This is a genomic window from Wolbachia endosymbiont (group B) of Chorthippus parallelus, assembly GCF_947251815.1.
Lineage (GTDB): Bacteria > Pseudomonadota > Alphaproteobacteria > Rickettsiales > Anaplasmataceae > Wolbachia.
This window is the reverse complement of record NZ_OX366390.1, coordinates 1557671-1577412: the sequence shown is the minus strand read 5'-3', so window position 1 is coordinate 1577412 and position 19742 is coordinate 1557671. Positions and strand designations below refer to the sequence as shown.

Genomic DNA, 19742 nt, shown 5'->3' with positions numbered 1-19742 from the left:
CTATTCCTATAATAAAATATATCATTTTTTTAATTTGGCCTTACTGCACAACTACTCAAGAGGAAAGCAAATAAAGAAAGTTCACGCAGCAAGTTAAAAATAGGATTTCATTCCAACACTCGTTATTGAAAAGACAAATGGAACACGTTATAAATTTGTTTAACTCTCCAATTATAGGCAAAAGGAGCTCTTCTTCATTTATTCCATTACCAATAAGACTTGGTATTACTTCTACTTTTATCTCTTTTCTAATCCATAACTGGGGTTTCATAATACTGACGAAGAAACTAAAACATTGCAGAATAATAAAAAGATTATGTTTAATTAGTTTGATTTATGTTATATATTATATATAATATTATTCTAGGCTAGGAGGTATGGTATGTTTATTCTGAATCTACTATCGGGTAAGATAAAAAAAGCGTATCAGCAAAAGTTAGAAGAAGATTCAAGCATTGGCAAAATATTAGATGAAGAATATCAATTGATAAAAAACCGTCTTTTTTCACCTCTTGCTTCTTCTATCTTAATGGATAGTAAACTCTCATTTCAAGGTATAGTATGTACATGGATTGCCTGCACACCTAATTTAACAGACAGTCAAAAGAAGTTAAATAGAGAATTACTAAACATCGTTAAAGGTTTAGATCCATTTCATTATGATCAAAAAGAAGATAGACATTGTGACTACTATATTGAAAAACTTAAAAATTTCCTACAAAGCAATAAGAATAATCAAGACCTCAAAACTGTTCTTAACCTTAAAAGAGGAGAATCTGGATTAACAGTATTGCATCTAGTATCTTCTGTAGGTAAGGTAACTCAAGGATATAATGAAACTGTAGATTTACTCCTAGAGGCAGGGGCTAATCCTAACATACAGAGTGATAAAGGAAGGAATCCCCTGCATTATACCGATGTTCTTGCTAGTGCAGCTTCTCTTTTAAAAGGAAAGGCCAATCCTAATATACAAGATCACAGAGGAGAAACACCCTTACATCATGCCGCTAGTATTGGTCATGCTGACTATGTTAATTTACTTATAGAGAAAAAATCTAATTCTAATATACAGGATAAAAAAGGAGCAACCCCACTGCAGATCGCGATTGATAATCATCACTACTATGTTGAGGAATGCTTTTTCACTGACAAACAAAAAAATTTGAGTGAAGAATTATATTTTATACTTGATGAATGTTTTTATGCATATCAGGATTGTATTTGGAGTAAAGATGAAGATCGTCCAGGTTATTTCGCTAACTTCGTTCACTCCACTAAAAGTTTAAAAGAGTTTCTAGATAAACACAAGAGTAGTGAAGATCTGAAAATGATTCTCAGTATTCGAAACAGAGATGGTAGGTCAAAAATACTTAATTATGCTAGGGCTATTAATAAAAAAGTAGTAGATTTACTTTTATCGGTAGGAGCAATTGATCCCTGCAAGGAAGGAGTTTCTCTTTTAGGTTGTCGTGGATCTTTTTATAATGTGGGAGAAAAGTATTGTGTAAAATCTACTTTATGGAATACACCAAATCAGGTAAAGCTGAATAAATTTTTAAATAAGATATCTGAAGTTCAAAATATGTATAGACTAGAAGAAATCGTAAATGAAGCTATAAGCTCCGGAGTAAGGATTGGTTTTTCTAAGCAGTCTTCTCAAGGTAAAAAAGCATACAATTTTGTAGATCATGTAATAGAAAAAATCAGTACGCTAGAGAAAAATCCTAAAGTTGCCAGCAACATAATATGTAAGTTGGTATCAAGAGGAGCAGTGTTTAACAGTAAAATTGGTATTGGTGTAATTGATGCACTGGAATCAGAATTTAATGATCATAAAGCTAATATGGTAAAAGCTCATGAAAATTATATTAGTAATGCTCATAAGTTTATTGAATTGGCGAAAAGTACCACCAATGGTGAGTTGTATGATGTAAGAATAGATAACTCTACTCTCTACTTAGAATATTCTGGAGACAGCATAATAGATGTTGCAAAGATTACAGATAGAGCAGGAAATTTAGGATTAACTCAGGGAAGCATAAAATATGAAAGAGATATAATAAGGATTGGTAAAAGTGAAGTAGAAATTCAAATCGAAGGTGGAATAAGGTATTACACAGATCTTACAGAAGGCAGCAATATAGTATTAACTTTCTATACTAGTTTGGGAAATATAGACGTTAGACTGTATCCTGACGTACAAGATAAAAGCAAAATTATAGTAGAAGTGAGTAATAGAGAGGAAGTATTGGAAAAATTCAAAGGTTGCGAAGAAGAGTTAGGCAATGATTGCGAGCTTGGTAACTACTGGGTCTACGATGCTATTGAACAGGGATATTTTGAAAGATCTGGTGGATTAATGCGTCCTGAAGTAATAAGCGAGTCTAACAACAAATGGACAGAACGTGAAGAGTTAAGAAGGTCTTCTGATCCTAAGAGAGAAGTTTATAGGTAGATTAATTTGCCATAAAGGTTAAAGATTATTACTTAAATATAAACTACTATAATTTATAGATTAAGGAAATTGTACCAATATCTATGATCTTTTAAGAATACTCTTTTATATTGTTTTTAAGCTGGCTACAAAATGAGGATATGGAACATACAATTGGCTGGGCTGCCTTTTACACTCCAGGTCTACTATTAAAATATGCAGCTAAAATTGGATCATTTTCTACCATTGTTGTATCTAATGTACTAAAATCTTCATCATTTATATTGATATTTTTGCATAATTGATTTTGTAACATTTATTTGCTCTTCTATATCAATTTCAACATCTTTTTGTGTGGCCCTTTGTAGTAGCTCCTTTTGCAATAACCTTTTTTAATTTTCTGGCACATACTTTTTTCGATGTTTTTTCATATTGTTGTTTTTATAAACGTTACGACGCTGAGCCGTAAAATTTCTCCCTTTGCTCACTCCACAGCATCGGTATTTCTCTCAAATCAACTAATTTCAAATCTCTTGGCTGTCTCCCATTTACTATGTCTTCTTTAATCTTTGGTGCTAAATAGTTCAACCTCAAAATTTGCTGTATACGTCTTGTACCTATATTAATTTTGGCACTTAGTTCCTTCACACTTTCATATTTTCCCTCTTCTAGTTGCCGTTTCCATAGGTGAGCTCTTACCACTGCTTTGAGTAACGCATTGTTTGTTTTACCTTCTGGCTCTACTACTGTACATTTGTTTCCTTTCTTCTTCATTGGTATAAATTTTTCCTCTGATTCAGAACTCACCTCTATTCCTATAATGCACCCCATAAACTAGACCAAAAAAAAATGGTTGATCCGAGTAGGAAGGTAAAGGGGTAAAAGTATGGCAACAAAAAAATATGAACCAGAGTTAAAAGCAAAGATAGCTTTGGAAGCAATAAAAAATCAAAAAAGCACATCTGAGATATGTAGTGAATATAAAATACCATCAACAAATCTATATGATTGGCGTGATAGAGTATTGGCAAGGTTAAAAGACCTATTTGTTGAAGAAAGTGAAAGTGCGAGAAAACAAAGAATCTTAGCGCAAGAAATAGAAAGTTTACATAAAGTAATAGGAGAATTGACAGTGGAAAATAGTTATTTGAAAAAAAAATTACTGAAATAAGCAAAAAAGATAGAGTAAGGTTTATAGAAAAAGATTCTGATCTATCAATTAGGAAACAGGCTGATTTACTGGGGATTTGCAGATCTAGCCTATATTATAGGCATATAATTAATAACGAAAGTGAAATTTGATTCAAGAAGTATATTTGGCTTCTGATTGCCGTTATGGATATCGTAAAATTACTGCTGAAATCATAGCGAGTGGAGTAGTAGTCAATCACAAAAAAATCTTAAGAATTATGAAAAAAATGAAGATTAGTGGGCTGTATTGTAGAAAAAGATGTAATACAAGTATTAAAGAAAAAAAGCATAAAATATATCCTTATTTACTCAAAGATTTGATTATTTGTAGAGTTAATCAGGTATGGGCTACTATATATTATGGTAGAAGGTAAGTTTGTCTATTTTGTGGCAATAATGGACTTGTATAGTCGCTATATTATTGCTCATTCATTATCACCATATCTCGATGCTGGATTTTGCCTTTATACTCTCAAAGAAGCTCTAAAACAAGGTAAACCTGAGATTTTTAATAGTGATCAAGGAGTGCAGTTTACTAGCTACAACTTTATTATGGAATTAGAGCGTGCTAATATTAAAATTAGTATGGATCATAAAGGACGTTGCTTCGACAATATATTTGTTGAGCGTTTATGGAGAACTTTAAAGCAAGAAGCTATATATTATTATAGACCAAATAGTATCAGAGATTTGAATCTTATAATAAACGATTTTGTTGGTTGGTATAACTATAAAAGGCGACATCAGACTCTACATTATAAAGTTCCTGCTGATCTTTATTATCATAAACAGTAAATGAATATATTGATAAATACTTTAAATGTGTGTCGACGTATTTATCAACATATTCATTTTAAAAATCGGATCACTTTGAAAAAAATGGTCTAGACAAATGGGTGCATTATATTTCAATTGGAATGTCTGTATATCCTCGTTCATAGTCGTGTATTTCTTTAGGTGTTGAACCGATTTTATTTGCCAAGTCCTCCTGAGTGTATTCCCGTATTAATCTCTGCTCTTTTATCCTTTTCCCCACTTTGTAGAGTATAGAATCAGTACAAATTTCTTTCTCTATATCATCATATTCGTAAGTAGATAAGCGAGTCACTTGGGAAATAATATCAACTGAAACTCCTTCTTTAACTAGATTCTTTGCTACTTCTATTTTCGCTTCTTCTTGGCTAATTTTCTCGCTAATATATACAAACCTTACTAATGGATACAGCTTCTTGCGTAATTCCTGATCCTTAATTTCTCTATGTATTTTTGTTAGATAGACTATTTCTTTATCCTCATCTTCATACCAACTGTTTTCTCTTAGTACTGTTGGTCCTGGAAGTAGATCTATAACATTGACTGACAATGCTCCTGCTATTATATACGATTCTTTGATTGTAATAGCCTTGCACCCTAGTTCAAAGTTATGTATTTCCTTATGTGTTAAACCAATTTTTCTTGCTAATTTTGCCTGAGTATACCCTTGTACTATCCTACAACCTTCTATTTTTTTCCCCAGCTCGTAGCTTACTGAGCCAATATGCTCTGAATTATCATAGATAAATCCTCTAAAAGCTGTTTTTCCTACAGAAGCAAACATATATTCTATCACAAAAAAATCCACTATTGGCTAAGTTTTTATGAAATCACAAAAATTTCTCAATCATATAATTTGATAAGCCTGTTGTTTGCAAGATAATATCAACAGAAATTCCTTCTTTCACTAAATTCCTTGCAACTTCAATCTTCTTTTCCTCTCTGACCTTTTCTCTACAAACATGTATACCTTCAAATAAAGACTTGATTAGCATATCGCGTAATTCCCGGCTCTCAATCTTTTTGTATTCTTCTATCAAATTTGATAGCTTTTCTTCCGCTTCTTCATCTGATTCGGGAAGCAGATCTATGATGCTGATTGATAATACCTTTGCTATTTCATCTAACATTTCAAGTGAGACAGCAGCTCTCCCTTGTTCATACTCGTATATTCCTTGATTTGTTATGCCAACTTTATTCGCTAAATCTTTTTGTGTATATCCTCGTATCAATCTCCACTCTTTTATCCTTTGCCCTACTTTGTATGGAACCGAAATTTTGTTCTCCTCATACTCACCAATAGATAAGTTAGTTGTTCGAGAGATAACATGAGCAGAAACTCCTACTTTCATCAAACCCCTTGCTACTTCTATTTTTACCGCTTTTCTGCTTCTTTCCTCACTCAAACGAATAAATTTGGTTAATAAATAAAATACCTCGCTTAATTCTTTATCTTTATAACCCTTTACTAAATTTAATATTTCTTCATCTTCAAAATATCTTTTTTCATCTGGTAGTGTTTCTCTACAAACTAGACCTTTCACATTCACTGATAGTGCTTCTGCTATGGCATATAACTTCTTAATTGGAATTTTACGGTTCCCTTTCTCATATTGCAGTATTACCCAGTATTTTACACCAATTTTCTCTGCTAAATCCTTTTGAGTATACCCTCTCTCTAACCTCCAACTTTTCACTTTTTGCCCTACTTCACAGTCTAGACTTTTTTCCATACAAAGAACCATACATATAATATTTTCTACTATAGCTCAAAGGCTCCAGATATAACGGTAAGAAAAAACCTCTGGAACCTTAAAGTTGGCTGTAGACGCATTAAAGTTCTCTAAAGGTTTCTTTACTACCTTCACGTATTCTATTTACCCACGGAGACAATACTTCATTATTGCTAACCTCTTTTATAGCATACTTTTCACTCCATATGCCACATCTAGTGAAATTACCTTTCTCTACTGCTTCTTGAAGTTTCACTCCTCCAAAAAGGCAGTTTTTTCCTATTTCTTCGCCTCTTTTTTGTAACTCAGCCCACATTTCCTTGTTTTCTACTCTGACTTGTACTTGATCATATTTTTTTACATCGTGGTACAATATAATATTTAGCTTACCAATGCTTGTAGGAAACTCTAATATAATAGAGCTTTCATCTGACATATCGATATAGTTTCTTATACCTCCCTTCTCACTTTTAACCTCAACTGCATCATTGCCAATTTTTAAAATATTACTTCCTAACTCTCTCAGTATTTTGGCTACCTCTACCTTGCTATCCCCAGAAAATTCTATATACGATGTTGTATTATCTATCTCAACATCTATTAATTCTCCTTCTTGCATAGCATTTTCGCCAGCTTTCTCTAGTTCTTCTAGTCTCTCATCTATCTGTGGCTGAACTTCTGGTTGTAGCTCATTATAGATTTCACCTATCAATTTATTCTCCAATAAAGTATCATGAAACTCTGCACCGCTTAGCATTAATTTACGTATTAGCTTTTTACGATCAACCTTATCAAATTTATGAAAATGTGTACCTAATACTACATACTCTTATATGTTAAAAACAAGTCTTTATAAATGTCACGAAATGGCGGTATAAAGACACGCAGAGAGGAGGAACCGTACATACTCTTGGTCATAAGGACCGTTTTGCAGCAAGGTTCTCCTCTCTGGTTTATTATACTGAAAGTTCCGAACAACTGGTTGAGCTTTTAGGCTCGTATATAAGGGTGGAAAATGCAGTATACACATTATTTATGGAGGGATTATGAATTTATCAAATATTATTACTGGCATTGATATTAGCAAAAATAAACTAGATATCCATATTCATCCACTTGGACATCATAAAGTATTTGAAAATAACGTTCAAGCTATTGATCAAATAATCGACTTTTTGCGTTTACATAACGTAACCAAAGTTGGACTTGAAGCAACTGGTGGGTACGAAAAATTATGTGCTTATACTTTATTAAGCCATGGTTTTGAAGTATATGTCATTCAACCAAGATGGGTGAGAGATTATGCAAAAAGCCTTGGTATTGCTACTAAAACTGATAAAATAGACTGTAGCATCATCTCACGTTATGTTAGTAATACAGACATGCGTGTCACTCCTTTAAAAGTTAGTAGTATTGACTGTTTGAAGCAAAAATTATCTCGCAGGAATCAACTAGTAGAAATAGCAAAAATACAAAAAACCCAAGCTCATCAAGTAACCGATTTATCTATAATCAAACAAATGGAAGAGCTACTTGCAGTTTTACAAAATCAAATTCAAGTCTTAGAAGATGAGGTAATGGAATTAGTCGATAAAAATCAAGAGCTTAAAAAAAAGTACATGTCAATAACTAGTATACCTGGTGTAGGTGCAATAACAGCTATTACTTTTATTTGTTATCTACCCGAGCTTGGAACTCTCCAACATAAAGAAATATCCAGCCTTTCCGGAGTTGCACCTTTTAATCGAGATAGTGGTTTTAGTAAGGGAAAAAGGTGTATTCAGGGTGGTAGATCACAAATTAGAAAGGTTTTACATATGTGCATTCTTAGTGCGCAAAGGTACAATTCTTATATAAAAATCTTCTTTGATAGGCTATACAATCAATATAAAAAACCATATAAAGTTACCTCTACTGCTGCAATGAGAAAATTACTTATCCTTGCTAACTCTTTAGTAAGAGACGGTAGACTGTTTACTGAGGAGTATAGCCCTAAAACTGCTTCTATATAGCAATAGCATAGCTGTGAATAAGTACGCCCACACAAATTTTAAGTACTTATTCACAGCTACATCAATTTTTCTATAGACTTTTAACACAACTGCTGCAAAACTCCATTCCTCGTCATCACATGCATTTATTCTTGCTCCTGAGGCTAGTACTTTGTCTATAACTTTGTGCAATTCATTGACATTCTTTGCCTCTACCACTTCACTTTTTAACCAGCTCAAAGTTTCTGCACTCGGCTTTATTTTTTTCAAAGCTGAAGCAAATGGATTTTTATCTTCTTGATCACTTACAGGTTTTGTGCCATAAACATAGTCAAATCCTTTCCCATAGTTGATTTTGTTTTCGCGAACTTCTCTACCAGGGAAAGGTGCTATTTCTTCAGGCTTTTTAGCCTTATTAATTTTGCTTACAAAGGTGGATTGCTCCTTAGTACGACCTATTCCTACAATAGCATTTAACACCTCACCTTTTGATAATCTATCAAGATCAATGTTTAACTCGTAAGTACCTCCTTCTTGATCATCAAAAGGTACAATTATTTTATTACTCATATTAGCCTCCGCTATTAAATATACTTTACTAAGTCTACAACCGACTTTATTACTTTATTATTAATTTAATATATACTTTCTCATTAATTATAAATAATGATTAATGTGATTGCAAATACTTTCTTCATTCAAGTAGTTAAACAACTCATGAAAATCTTCAAACATCTGCTTTATAACAGTCCTTGCTCTTTAAAGCTAAAATACCCAACACTTGTGATGATAATGTGATCCAGTAACCTAATCCCTATAGTCTGACAAGCTTTAGCCAAGTCTTTAGTTACAGCTTCATCCTCATCAGATGGCTTTAACCTTCCTTCTGGGTGGTTATGCGATATTATTATTGACGTCGCTTTTCTTATTAATGCCTTTCTTGTTACTTCTCTTATGTAAAAAGGTACCTTATCCACTGTACCAGTGAACACTTCTTCCCCCTTTAAACGGCACTTTTGATCAAAATATATTATTTTCATCTTTTCCTCCTCTGAATAACCAATACTCACCCTCAAATATTTTACTATGGTTTCCAAGTTATCCATTACAGGTCCTTTCTTTAACTCTTCTCTTGGTACTCTCTTTGCAGCTTCCTTTAGGCATAAAATTACTGCTACTGTAGAGTCAGTTATCCCTTCTATAGTTTTCAAGTCATCTATTTCCTGGCCTAAAACTCCTCCTATTCCAAAACTATCTATTAGCTTTCTAGCAATAATTCGAGCTTCTTCTCTGTCATGCACTGCACTTAGAAACGTTTCTATTACTTCACGATCAAGTAGTGCTTTACCGTTGCTTTCTAATGCTCTGAATTCTATTTCTTCTCTACGATCTTTCTTATTATTCATAAAAATTACCCTTCACTAATAACAAAATGTTTTTATATATTTACTGCTGTTTTTTGTCAGCATTGGCATAAAGCCATAGCTTTTGAGTGAAGTCAAATCAATTTTTAAATCTTTTTTATTTATTTTTTCATTAAAAAGTAAAAATGTTAATAGATACTGATTTTTTTATTTTAAATTTGTTGAATTTCGTCTAAAGAGATGCCCACTTTTTTTAAAATAATATTGATAGAAATTCCTTCCTTAACTAAATTCTTTGCAATTTTCATCTTTTCTACTCTCTTCACTTTCTCTTTGCAAACTTGTATGCTTTCAAACAGAGATTTTATTAGTACATTACGTAGCTCTTGGCTTTTAATCTTTTTATATTCTTCTATTAACCTTGATAGCTCTGCTTCACTATTCTCATTTTCTGTTGTTTCTGGAAGCAGATCTGTAATATTAATTAATAGTACCTTTGCTATTTCATCTAACATTTCAAGTGAAACAGCAGCTCGTCCTTGTTCATATTCATATATTCTTTGATTTATTACGCCCACTTTGCTTGCTAAATCTTCTTGAGTGTATCCTCGTATCAATCTCCATTCTTTTATTCTTTGACCTACTTTATACGGAATAGAAATTTTTTTCTCATCATTATCATATTCATCAATAGATAAACTGGTCGTTTGATAGATAACATGAGCAGAAACTCCTTCCTTAACTAAACCCTTTGCCACCTCTACTTTTACTGCCTTTCCACTTTCTTCCTCACTAATACGGATGAATTTGGTTAATAAGTAAAACGTTTCACGTAATTCTTGATCCTTAATCTCTTTATGTCTTCTTACTAGATTTAATATCTCTTCTTCCTCATACCTTTCCTCATTTGATACTTCTTGTCCGCAAGCTAGGTCTCTAGCAGTTGTTGATAATGCTTCTGCTAATTCATATAACTTCTTAATTGAAATTCTGCGTGTTCCTTTTTCATATTGCAGTATTACCTGATATGTTGTTCCGATTTTTTTTGCTAAATCTTTTTGAGTATATCCCTTTGCTAATCTATGATTTCTTACTTCCTGTCCTATTACTTTGTAATCTAAAAAATTAGAGCATTTATTCTCTTTTTTCACATTTTATACTCCATAACCAGAAGAGCTGTTACGTATACTTAATTGGGAACCTTTTTGACAAACTGAACTCATCTCCTTTCAAACAATTTTTCTATATCACTTAGTTTCATTTCTATATACGTTGGTCTTTCACGACCAGAATATGGAGTTTTCTCAATTTGTCTTAGTATCTCATTCATCTCTTCCAATTTCATTTTTCTTCCTGCTCCATGGCAAGCGATTGTGGCTGATATTTTATTCACCTTATCCTCTATTGACAACGTATCTTCCATTTCCGTTAACTTATCTACTATATCAACTAGGTCAGGTAAGGAAGCAGTATTACTACTACTCCCTCCCTTAGAAACGCAGCATGCAGGTTTCCCCACACTACGCTTGAGCCCCTTATCTAAGTTCTTCTTTTCTCGAACCGGCTTGTCTTTCATAAATCCTCAGAATACATCAACTTTAGTGGTGACACTAACAGTAGAGAACCTTCTCTTGAAAAGGAGCTTGCTAACATTCTTGTTCGTTTCACTCTCTCATCAAAATACTTTTTCCATTTTAAGTCAAGGGGATTTGCATCCGCTCTGATTTTAACATGTCGTCTGATAGGTACATCAATCAGCTTAAGCAGTCTTAAATACCGTATCTCTTTTGGTTTGTTCTTGCATATGGGTGCAGCAAAGACCCATTGTCGTTGACCCATTACTTTGAAGTAACGATTCTTTATCCAACGTAATCCTTTACGAGGATGTCTTTTCTTTGCCCATTTCCATAAACTATGCCAAATTTCATTGTCGATCTTTCTAAACGCTTTTTTAGCACACACATGGTGATAGTAATTTCCCCATCCTCTCAGTAGAGAATTGAGTGACTTAATTACTATAGCCTGAGTGTTCGCTATATTTGCTTTTATCAATGTACGTGCTTTATTCAGAAGTCTTTTAATACTTTCTTTCGAAGGTTTAATAATTAACTTCTTATTATATCTACGTACATTACAACCAAGAAAGTCAAACCCTGTTGTGATAGATGTAATCTTTGTCTTCTCTTCTGACAGAATTAAACCTCGCTCATGAAGAAAAGATGATACTAAAGGCTTAACTTCATTTTCCAGTACTTCATGTGTGAAACCTGAAATAATAAAGTCATCTGCATACCTGATTACATTCACTCCACTTCTGATTTTTTCTCTTCTTTTGCTACCTAATTTACCAAAGCGACTTTCTAATAACTGTTCAAGACCATCTAAGGTAAAGTTAGCTAGTATTGGAGAAATTATACCTCCTTGCGGAGTGCCAGCAGTTGTGGGATACAAGGTTTTTGACTCTAGGAAACCAGCCTTTAACCAACTATGCAGAATTTTCTTCTCCATAGGAATATGCTTCATAAGCCATTCATGGTTAATGTTGTCAAACGATCAATCACCTTAATACCCTCTTCAATAATCAAGTAACTAAGGAAATTACAGTTACAGATTCAACACATCCACTATTTGGCAGAACATTTCCAATATCTTCTGTCAGCTCAAAAGTCCACAATGTATTTGTTACTTATCGCAATTACATCATTCTACGTATTCCGTTTTCTGCTACCAACTTAGCTAGTAAGCAAAACTTTCTCACCAGCAAGTTAACGTGGTCTTCATTATACGAATTTGTTTCTCTAGCAAAGGAGTATAAATTATGCCATGTAAACCATGTCAAGTGTGGCAGAAAATGTCGCAACGTTTCAAGTCAGAAGTTTTAGAAAATATATTATTAGTGTCCAAAGAGGTTATCTATGAGTACATCAGAGCTAATTACAGCACAGCATTTAGCACGCGAAGCAATAATTTATATCAGACAATCAACACCTCATCAAGCATTGAGCAACCAAGAAAGTTTGGAGTTACAGTATGCACTAAAACAAAGAGCAATTGACCTTGGATGGAAAGCTGATAATGTTGTAATCATTGATAGTGATCTTGGTTTAACTGGTGCTAGTGCTGAAAAGCGTGAAGGGTTTAAAGAGATTGTCACTAAAGTCACTTTATCAAAGGTAGGAATTATTCTCTCCTACGATGTGACTCGCTTATCACGTAATTGTTCTGACTGGTATCCTTTACTGGATATATGTGGCTATAAACAGTGTTTAATAGCTGACCGGGATGGTGTTTATGATCCTGGTACTATTAATGGTCGGCTGTTACTTGGTCTGAAAGGGCAACTTGCTGAAATGGAGTTATCTACTATAAGAGCTAGACTAAATGCTGGACTATTAAATAAAGCAACCAGAGGTGATTTAGCCTTATCTCTCCCAGTTGGTCTTGTTCGTAACATTGATGGTTCTGTGAACAAGGATCCTAACCTTGAAGTTCAGTCTCGTATCAATCTTATTTTTGAAACTTTTCTAGAAAAACGAACAGCATCAAAGGTTTTAAGACATTTTAATGATCATCAACTAACTCTTCCTAGATATAATAATTTCAAAGAACTACAGTGGAAAAAGCCAACTGTTGCAGCAATTACCTCAATACTAAAAAACCCAGCCTATGCTGGAGCATTTGTTTATGGGCGTTCCCGTACTACATACCATAAGCCATCTTCTGCTGACAAAACAACAAAAAAATTACCAATGGAGGAATGGAAAGTTCTGATCAAAGGTAAATACTCAGCTTACATAGATTGGGAAACTTTTACAAAGATTGAGATGATGCTAAAAGATAATTATGCAGAATACGATCGCAATAAAACACGTGGTATAGCAAGACCAGGTGCAGCATTATTACATGGAATAATTTATTGTGGAGAATGTGGACATAAAATGTTGGTACAGTATAAAGGAGGAAATCGTTATTTATGCAACTATCTACGTCAGCAGTATCGTGTACCTGTATGTCAGCTTTTACCAGCTGATATTATTGATAATGAAGTAGTTCCCAAATTTTTTGCTGCACTTGGTCAAATTGAGCTTGATGCTTATACTCAGGCGATTAACTCACAATTGCAATCTGAGCAAGCAATTAATAAAGCACATTTACAACAATTAGAGCGCCTAAAGTACCAAGTTAGATTGGCAGAAAGACAATTTAATCAAGTAGACCCTGACAATCGTCTTGTAGCTGCAGAACTTGAAAGACGCTGGGAGAAAGCATTGAAAGAACTCCAACAAGCAGAAATTATGTTCGAACGTCAGCGTCCAAGTGATCCAACACCTCAATTACCTGAAGAACTGAAAACAGTATTTTTAGATGTAGGCAAAAGATTACCTGAAATTTGGTATAAATCAATTCTATCACGTCAACAACAAAAGTCCTTTCTTCGTTGTCTCATTGATAAAGTGGTAGCACACAGAATCAGACGCGATTGTCTTCAGGTACGCATTATATGGCATGGTGGCGAAACTACTACTTCTCATGTTCCCATTCCAGTAAACTCTTTTCGCGAGTTGACTAAAGCAAAAGAAATGGAACAGTCTATAATAAAGTTAAGTAAAGAAGGTAAAACAGATGCAGAAATTGCTAAGTACTTAGAAAAACAGGGACATCGCTCCCCCACAAAAAACATCGTTTTAGAAAATACAGTAAAAACTATTCGGTTAAAAAATAACATTATGCGAGCAAGGAATCAGTCACATCCGCTTAAAGTATCTGGATATCTTACCGTTCCACAAATTGCAAAAATCCTCAATGTTACTACACATTGGATTTATGATAGAATTAATAATGGTCAAATCAAAGTACGAAAAGATGACAGTAAAACCAGAGGAAAATATTTATTTGAGAATACGCCAGAGACTGTTAGAATCCTTATGGATTTTAAACATGGTAAACTCAACAATCCAAATTTTTTATAGGAGTATCAATATGCATAATCAAAGCACCCTTTGATATCACCTTCTAGTATCCATTGTGGTCGATTGCGTCTTGCCAGTAATAAGTGACAAGCAGCAATAGCATCCGCGCAGGATCTTTTAGGTCTAAAGCCATAGGAGTGACGGTCGCTGATCGTTTCAGATACTGGCTCCAGGGCAAACAGATATAATGCTTGCATGGCTCTATCTTTTATCGTTGGTATTCCAAGAGGTCTTCTTTTGCCATTAGATTTACTGATATAAATCCGTTTTAGCGGAGAAGGTTTATATCCTCTTTGCTTTAACTGCTTTATTCCTTGAAATTTAGCATTGCAAGTTGACCATAGTTGACGATCTACACCCGCTGTGTTTTTTCCTTGGTTTTCAGTTACTCTCTTAACAGCCAAAGCTTTTCCGCTAAAAGAGCGTGTGAGAAGATGTTGTAAAGCTTTTACCTTACCCCATCTTCCTTCTTGGACAGCCTTAACAATACGTCTTTGTAGCCTTATAACAACTTTTTGGCACTTCTTCCATGGCAATTGCTTCCATGCTTCGGAGTTGTCGGTAGGTGCACTTACAGTTTTATCTGTAATCATCTGCTTTCCTCCCTTAAGTGGTTAACAAAGTTTCTTGTCACGAGGGACCAAATGGAAGTCTGCTCGTTTTCACGAGAATTAATGTTACAAATTCTATCCATTTCGTTACAAAATGGCATTCGCTTTCTCCATTCTCCTTTACCTGCACTTCCATCAGCATTCCTTGCGGTTTGCTTGCCATGTAGGCGAAAATACAGGCTTACCCTGTTCCTTCTATCATACAACAGTGGGTTAGGTGGCTTCTCTATACCGGTGGAATTGTTATTTGCGTACATCCAGAGATGAAAAATGTATCTTATCCACATTACCTTTTGGTCAGAGCTTATCAGCATCTTTAGCTCTTTCATCATATCGGTACTTATAAAGCTTCACTTACGTTCACCATACCACTAAGCCTAGCCCTCCAACCACATGATGCTTGCAGTTTATGCCCCTCTCACGATTGAGCATCTTCTTTTTCAAGAGGAGGTTCATTGTCCGCATCGCTTGGCACCAACCGGTTGCCCAATTCGCACTGATGCGTAGACTCAGATGGCAAAACATCTGGTTTAATAAGTTTTAGAATCCTTTCAGTTTCTTTCTGGAGGAATTCCTCTCCTTTTAAACAATATGACCGAAGACTTTCAGGTCGCACCATCTCTTTTATATCTATTGTTCCCAAGATTGAAGGTATTTCTTTCACCATTATTTTATCTTCTGATTCTATTTCAATACCAAAACCCATTTCAAAAAGCTTATCTTTATAAGTTTTAACCATCTCCATTCCAGCTTGGTTTTTAATTTCAACTATTTCAGGAATGAGAAGTTTTTGTCTTTTTATGCTTGTTAAGCACTCGTATATCAATCTCTCATAGGCTGCATGTTGATCTACTATAATCAGCCTATCTCCAGCCTCAGCAATAATGTAAGTATTGTAGACCTGACAGCGTGCATATCCTAGAGGGTGATCCTCTATCAAATCAATTTGCTTCTTTTCTAGAACCATCGTTCCCTTTTGGGGTGGAGATTCTCCATATTTAAACGTTTCTGGTAAGCTTTGCCTTCTTTCATCTGGTGCATTGAATTCTTTCATTAGACGATTTTCTAAAAGACTTGGTCTCCTTTCGTAAAATTCTTTTTGACCCTTTACTTCTCTGCTTTTTCCATTATTAACACGCTCATTATTCCTTTGACTTTCACTAACATCAAAAGGCGAACCACCCAGTTCTTCTCCAATACCTTGACACCTAGATCCATCAATATCACTCACTGAAGAGGTATCTATTCTCATTGACAACGCTTTTATTAGCCCTCTTCTCACTATTTCATATATTAACCTCTTATTTTGAAATCTTACTTCCGATTTATTTGGATGCACATTTACATCTACTTGGTCATATGGTACTTCTAAATGCAACACTGCAAAAGGATACCTATTGTTTGGAATAAAATCGTGATACGCATATCTAATTGCACCAACAAGTAGATTGTCTTTTATTGGCCTTCCATTAACAAACGTATAAATCTGAGTTGAGTTGCCACGATTGACATTAGGTTTACAGATGTGTCCCTTAAGTTTGATGCCTTCTTCTTCCTCTTTAACTTCCAGTGAATTGCTTTGAAATTCTTCTTCTATTTCACATAATCTGTTGAACAGCGAAGTTTGCTTAACATATTTTAAGAGCTTCTTATTACCAGAAGTGAGAGTAAACCCAATACTATAATTAATCATCGCTAAGTTATTCACAATATCAACAATACTTTGTGTTTCTGCTCTTTCGGTTTTTAGAAATTTTAGTCTATTTGGAGTCGCAAAAAATAAGTCACGAATTTCAATATATGTACCTTGCAACAAAGAACAAGGGGTAATCTCTCTTATTTTTTCTCCTCCCTCATATCTTATAGACCATGCTTCCTTTGCTCCACTTGCCTTGGATGATAATTTCATTCTGCTTACTGCTGCAATTGAAGGCAGAGCCTCCCCTCTAAAGCCAAGATGTCTGATCTCTATTAACTCACTATCACTTAATTTTGAAGTGGCATGCCTCATAAGTGCTAGTTCCAGATCGTTCTTTTCTATTCCATTTCCATCATCTATCACAGTTATAAGGTTACGTCCACCACTTTCTATTTTAATCTCTATTTCTGAACTTCCAGCATCTATTGCATTTTCTACTAATTCCTTTACTACACTCGCTGGCCTTTCTATTACCTCTCCTGCTGCTATACGGTTTATAGTTTTTGTGTCTAAAAGAATTATTGCCATAACACTCCCTCCAATCTATGAAACTTAGAGCTCCCTCTATTTTTTTGTGATTTCTTGATCTCACAATCTCTATATTTTAGCTTTTTAGATTCCTTTCTAGCAAGTCTATCTGCCTCTTCATTATAGGTATTACCACTGTGAGCTCTAACCCACTTCCAATTAACATCATGCTGTAAAGCAACTTCATCTAGCTCCTGCCATAATTCCCTGTTCTTTACTGGCTTTTTATCAGCTGTCTTCCAACCATTTGTTTTCCACTTGTTGATCCATCCTGTTATACCTTGTTTAATATACTGACTATCAGTGTGTACAATAACTCTGCAGGAAATTTTTAACATCTTTAGCCCATTAATTACAGCCTTTAGCTCCATCTTGTTATTTGTTGTGTTCTCTTCACCTCCAGAGATACGTTTTTTGATAAAGACACTTTTATTTTCATACATTACCACGGCTGCCCATCCACCAGGCCCTGGATTTCCAGAACATGCTCCATCTGTATATATTATAACCTTCTTTTTTTCGCCCATACTTACAGGATATAGATTCAACGTAAATTTGCTACCAAAATATGTTGATATTATTTTTTGAATATTTTAAAATATAAGGTGTGAGAGATTGACAAACCTGTCCTCACGATGTTAGGTAAAGCGTAATTGAGCTTTTAGGCTCGTATTTTTATTAGGAGGTTAGTCTCTCACACTGAAAATAAATATTTTTAAGCTCTTAATAGCTCATCAATTCATTTGCTGGGGTTTTAAGGCCTTTTATAAGGCAACTATAAAAAGATGATATCCCCTCTTTCATCTAAAGCCTTAAATGCAATTCTCAGATGATCTCTGACAGACGTTTTTTCATCAACACATTTAAAACAATAAAAAGATTGAACATTTCCTCACAATTGTGTATAATAATTAATGCTTTTTATCTTACTTTCTCATGGCTCTTTCGAAGTTTCTTGATGCACGCAATGATTATGCCTTTAAAAGAATATTTGGCACTGAGAAAAACAAAGATATTCTCATTCATTTCTTGAACGATATTTTAGGCTTTACTGGCTTAGCTGCTATTCACGATGTTGAATTCTTAGCTACCATTTTAGACCCTGAGATTGCCGCTAAAAAGCAAAGTATTGTCGATGTTCTTTGTAAAGACTCTCAAGGTTCAAGATACATTATAGAGATGGTGCGACCTGAAAGTCTTCGGTCATATTGTTTAAAAGGAGAGGAATTCCTCCAGAAAGAAACTGAAAGGATTCTAAAACTTATTAAACCAGATGTTTTGCCATCTGAGTCTACGCATCAGTGCGAATTGGGCAACCGGTTGGTGCCAAGCGATGCGGACAATGAACCTCCTCTTGAAAAAGAAGATGCTCAATCGTGAGAGGGGCATAAACTGCAAGCATCATGTGGTTGGAGGGCTAGGCTTAGTGGTATGGTGAACGTAAGTGAAGCTTTATAAGTACCGATATGATGAAAGAGCTAAAGATGCTGATAAGCTCTGACCAAAAGGTAATGTGGATAAGATACATTTTTCATCTCTGGATGTACGCAAATAACAATTCCACCGGTATAGAGAAGCCACCTAACCCACTGTTGTATGATAGAAGGAACAGGGTAAGCCTGTATTTTCGCCTACATGGCAAGCAAACCGCAAGGAATGCTGATGGAAGTGCAGGTAAAGGAGAATGGAGAAAGCGAATGCCATTTTGTAACGAAATGGATAGAATTTGTAACATTAATTCTCGTGAAAACGAGCAGACTTCCATTTGGTCCCTCGTGACAAGAAACTTTGTTAACCACTTAAGGGAGGAAAGCAGATGATTACAGATAAAACTGTAAGTGCACCTACCGACAACTCCGAAGCATGGAAGCAATTGCCATGGAAGAAGTGCCAAAAAGTTGTTATAAGGCTACAAAGACGTATTGTTAAGGCTGTCCAAGAAGGAAGATGGGGTAAGGTAAAAGCTTTACAACATCTTCTCACACGCTCTTTTAGCGGAAAAGCTTTGGCTGTTAAGAGAGTAACTGAAAACCAAGGAAAAAACACAGCGGGTGTAGATCGTCAACTATGGTCAACTTGCAATGCTAAATTTCAAGGAATAAAGCAGTTAAAGCAAAGAGGATATAAACCTTCTCCGCTAAAACGGATTTATATCAGTAAATCTAATGGCAAAAGAAGACCTCTTGGAATACCAACGATAAAAGATAGAGCCATGCAAGCATTATATCTGTTTGCCCTGGAGCCAGTATCTGAAACGATCAGCGACCGTCACTCCTATGGCTTTAGACCTAAAAGATCCTGCGCGGATGCTATTGCTGCTTGTCACTTATTACTGGCAAGACGCAATCGACCACAATGGATACTAGAAGGTGATATCAAAGGGTGCTTTGATTATGCATATTGATACT

12 protein-coding genes and 9 pseudogenes are annotated in these 19742 nt (G+C 34.7%); 7 read left to right on the top strand and 14 right to left on the bottom strand.

The window, feature by feature from the left end; all coding sequences use genetic code 11:
- Positions 1 to 382: 382 nt before the first annotated feature.
- A complete protein-coding gene (locus OPS21_RS07065) occupies positions 383 to 2455 on the top strand; it encodes an ankyrin repeat domain-containing protein (protein ID WP_264336655.1) in 2073 nt (690 codons plus the stop codon).
- Between the two features lie 169 nt (positions 2456 to 2624).
- Here OPS21_RS07065 and OPS21_RS07060 read toward each other — a convergent pair whose 3' ends face one another.
- Complete coding sequence (locus tag OPS21_RS07060) at positions 2625 to 2750, bottom strand: hypothetical protein (protein WP_264336654.1); 126 nt, start codon at positions 2748 to 2750, stop codon at positions 2625 to 2627.
- Between the two features lie 134 nt (positions 2751 to 2884).
- Positions 2885 to 3250, bottom strand: a pseudogene (locus OPS21_RS07055) (recombinase family protein); the annotation flags it as partial.
- Positions 3251 to 3320: 70 nt separating this feature from the next.
- Between OPS21_RS07055 and OPS21_RS07050 the strand changes: the two are divergent.
- A pseudogene (locus tag OPS21_RS07050) lies at positions 3321 to 4420 on the top strand (IS3 family transposase).
- A gap of 109 nt (positions 4421 to 4529) precedes the next feature.
- On the opposite strand, the pseudogene wmk (OPS21_RS07045) reads toward OPS21_RS07050, so the two are convergent.
- From wmk (OPS21_RS07045) to OPS21_RS07035, 3 genes and pseudogenes are all read right to left on the bottom strand, one after another.
- Positions 4530 to 5222, bottom strand: a pseudogene (gene wmk / locus OPS21_RS07045) (WO male-killing family protein Wmk); the annotation flags it as partial.
- A gap of 46 nt (positions 5223 to 5268) precedes the next feature.
- Positions 5269 to 6171, bottom strand: coding sequence for a WO male-killing family protein Wmk (gene wmk / locus OPS21_RS07040; RefSeq protein WP_264336653.1), 903 nt, complete (start codon positions 6169 to 6171; stop codon positions 5269 to 5271).
- 100 nt (positions 6172 to 6271) lie between these two features.
- Positions 6272 to 7000: pseudogene (locus tag OPS21_RS07035) on the bottom strand (hypothetical protein); the annotation flags it as partial.
- Between the two features lie 217 nt (positions 7001 to 7217).
- Between OPS21_RS07035 and OPS21_RS07030 the strand changes: the two are divergent.
- On the top strand, positions 7218 to 8183 hold the full coding sequence (locus OPS21_RS07030) for an IS110 family RNA-guided transposase (protein WP_264336652.1): 966 nt from the start codon (positions 7218 to 7220) through the stop codon (positions 8181 to 8183).
- 39 nt (positions 8184 to 8222) lie between these two features.
- Here OPS21_RS07030 and OPS21_RS07025 read toward each other — a convergent pair.
- From OPS21_RS07025 to OPS21_RS07005, 5 genes and pseudogenes are all read right to left on the bottom strand, one after another.
- Positions 8223 to 8732, bottom strand: a pseudogene (locus tag OPS21_RS07025) (hypothetical protein); the annotation flags it as partial.
- A gap of 170 nt (positions 8733 to 8902) precedes the next feature.
- Positions 8903 to 9568, bottom strand: coding sequence for a JAB domain-containing protein (locus OPS21_RS07020; RefSeq protein WP_262986252.1), 666 nt, complete (start codon positions 9566 to 9568; stop codon positions 8903 to 8905).
- A gap of 170 nt (positions 9569 to 9738) precedes the next feature.
- Complete coding sequence (gene wmk, locus OPS21_RS07015) at positions 9739 to 10677, bottom strand: WO male-killing family protein Wmk (RefSeq protein ID WP_265027633.1); 939 nt, start codon at positions 10675 to 10677, stop codon at positions 9739 to 9741.
- Between the two features lie 68 nt (positions 10678 to 10745).
- Positions 10746 to 10979 (bottom strand): annotated as a pseudogene (locus tag OPS21_RS07010) (DNA mismatch repair endonuclease MutL); the annotation flags it as partial.
- A 119-nt stretch (positions 10980 to 11098) separates the two neighbouring features.
- The gene (locus tag OPS21_RS07005) at positions 11099 to 12049 is read right to left on the bottom strand and encodes a group II intron maturase-specific domain-containing protein (RefSeq protein ID WP_265027608.1); all 951 of its coding nucleotides are present in this window, start codon (positions 12047 to 12049) and stop codon (positions 11099 to 11101) included.
- A 392-nt stretch (positions 12050 to 12441) separates the two neighbouring features.
- Here OPS21_RS07005 and OPS21_RS07000 point away from each other — a divergent pair, with 392 nt between their 5' ends.
- Positions 12442 to 14496 (top strand): recombinase family protein, encoded by a 2055-nt coding sequence (locus tag OPS21_RS07000; protein ID WP_264336378.1) that lies wholly within the window; start codon positions 12442 to 12444, stop codon positions 14494 to 14496.
- Between the two features lie 5 nt (positions 14497 to 14501).
- Here the strand turns inward: OPS21_RS07000 and OPS21_RS06995 are convergent, their stop codons facing one another.
- From OPS21_RS06995 to rnhA, 4 genes and pseudogenes are all read right to left on the bottom strand, one after another.
- On the bottom strand, positions 14502 to 15089 hold the full coding sequence (locus OPS21_RS06995; RefSeq protein WP_264337007.1) for a reverse transcriptase N-terminal domain-containing protein: 588 nt from the start codon (positions 15087 to 15089) through the stop codon (positions 14502 to 14504).
- Complete coding sequence (locus OPS21_RS06990; RefSeq protein WP_264337008.1) at positions 15086 to 15439, bottom strand: hypothetical protein; 354 nt, start codon at positions 15437 to 15439, stop codon at positions 15086 to 15088. Before OPS21_RS06990 ends, OPS21_RS06995 begins: the two co-directional genes overlap by 4 nt.
- A gap of 281 nt (positions 15440 to 15720) precedes the next feature.
- Positions 15721 to 17334 (bottom strand): annotated as a pseudogene (gene mutL, locus OPS21_RS06985) (DNA mismatch repair endonuclease MutL); the annotation flags it as partial.
- Between the two features lie 92 nt (positions 17335 to 17426).
- A pseudogene (rnhA, locus tag OPS21_RS06980) lies at positions 17427 to 17861 on the bottom strand (ribonuclease HI); the annotation flags it as partial.
- A 409-nt stretch (positions 17862 to 18270) separates the two neighbouring features.
- On the opposite strand from rnhA, the pseudogene OPS21_RS08020 reads away from it, so the two are divergent.
- From OPS21_RS08020 to OPS21_RS06965, 3 genes and pseudogenes are all read left to right on the top strand, one after another.
- Positions 18271 to 18516, top strand: a pseudogene (locus tag OPS21_RS08020) (PD-(D/E)XK nuclease family transposase); the annotation flags it as partial.
- A 284-nt stretch (positions 18517 to 18800) separates the two neighbouring features.
- The gene (locus OPS21_RS06970; RefSeq protein WP_264337008.1) at positions 18801 to 19154 is read left to right on the top strand and encodes a hypothetical protein; all 354 of its coding nucleotides are present in this window, start codon (positions 18801 to 18803) and stop codon (positions 19152 to 19154) included.
- The gene (locus tag OPS21_RS06965) at positions 19151 to 19738 is read left to right on the top strand and encodes a reverse transcriptase N-terminal domain-containing protein (protein ID WP_264337007.1); all 588 of its coding nucleotides are present in this window, start codon (positions 19151 to 19153) and stop codon (positions 19736 to 19738) included. The genes OPS21_RS06970 and OPS21_RS06965 overlap by 4 nt, the downstream gene beginning before the upstream one ends.
- Positions 19739 to 19742 lie beyond the last annotated feature (4 nt).

Coding starts and splice junctions, on each gene's coding strand:
- OPS21_RS06995 (WP_264337007.1), bottom strand. CDS start 15,089: ATGATTACAGATAAAACTGTAAGTGCACCTACCGACAACTCCGAAGCA.
- OPS21_RS07000 (WP_264336378.1), top strand. CDS start 12,442: ATGAGTACATCAGAGCTAATTACAGCACAGCATTTAGCACGCGAAGCA.
- OPS21_RS07005 (WP_265027608.1), bottom strand. CDS start 12,049: ATGAAGCATATTCCTATGGAGAAGAAAATTCTGCATAGTTGGTTAAAG.
- OPS21_RS07030 (WP_264336652.1), top strand. CDS start 7,218: ATGAATTTATCAAATATTATTACTGGCATTGATATTAGCAAAAATAAA.
- OPS21_RS06990 (WP_264337008.1), bottom strand. CDS start 15,439: ATGATGAAAGAGCTAAAGATGCTGATAAGCTCTGACCAAAAGGTAATG.
- OPS21_RS07020 (WP_262986252.1), bottom strand. CDS start 9,568: ATGAATAATAAGAAAGATCGTAGAGAAGAAATAGAATTCAGAGCATTA.
- OPS21_RS07060 (WP_264336654.1), bottom strand. CDS start 2,750: ATGTTACAAAATCAATTATGCAAAAATATCAATATAAATGATGAAGAT.
- OPS21_RS06965 (WP_264337007.1), top strand. CDS start 19,151: ATGATTACAGATAAAACTGTAAGTGCACCTACCGACAACTCCGAAGCA.
- OPS21_RS07065 (WP_264336655.1), top strand. CDS start 383: ATGTTTATTCTGAATCTACTATCGGGTAAGATAAAAAAAGCGTATCAG.
- wmk (WP_264336653.1), bottom strand. CDS start 6,171: ATGGAAAAAAGTCTAGACTGTGAAGTAGGGCAAAAAGTGAAAAGTTGG.
- OPS21_RS06970 (WP_264337008.1), top strand. CDS start 18,801: ATGATGAAAGAGCTAAAGATGCTGATAAGCTCTGACCAAAAGGTAATG.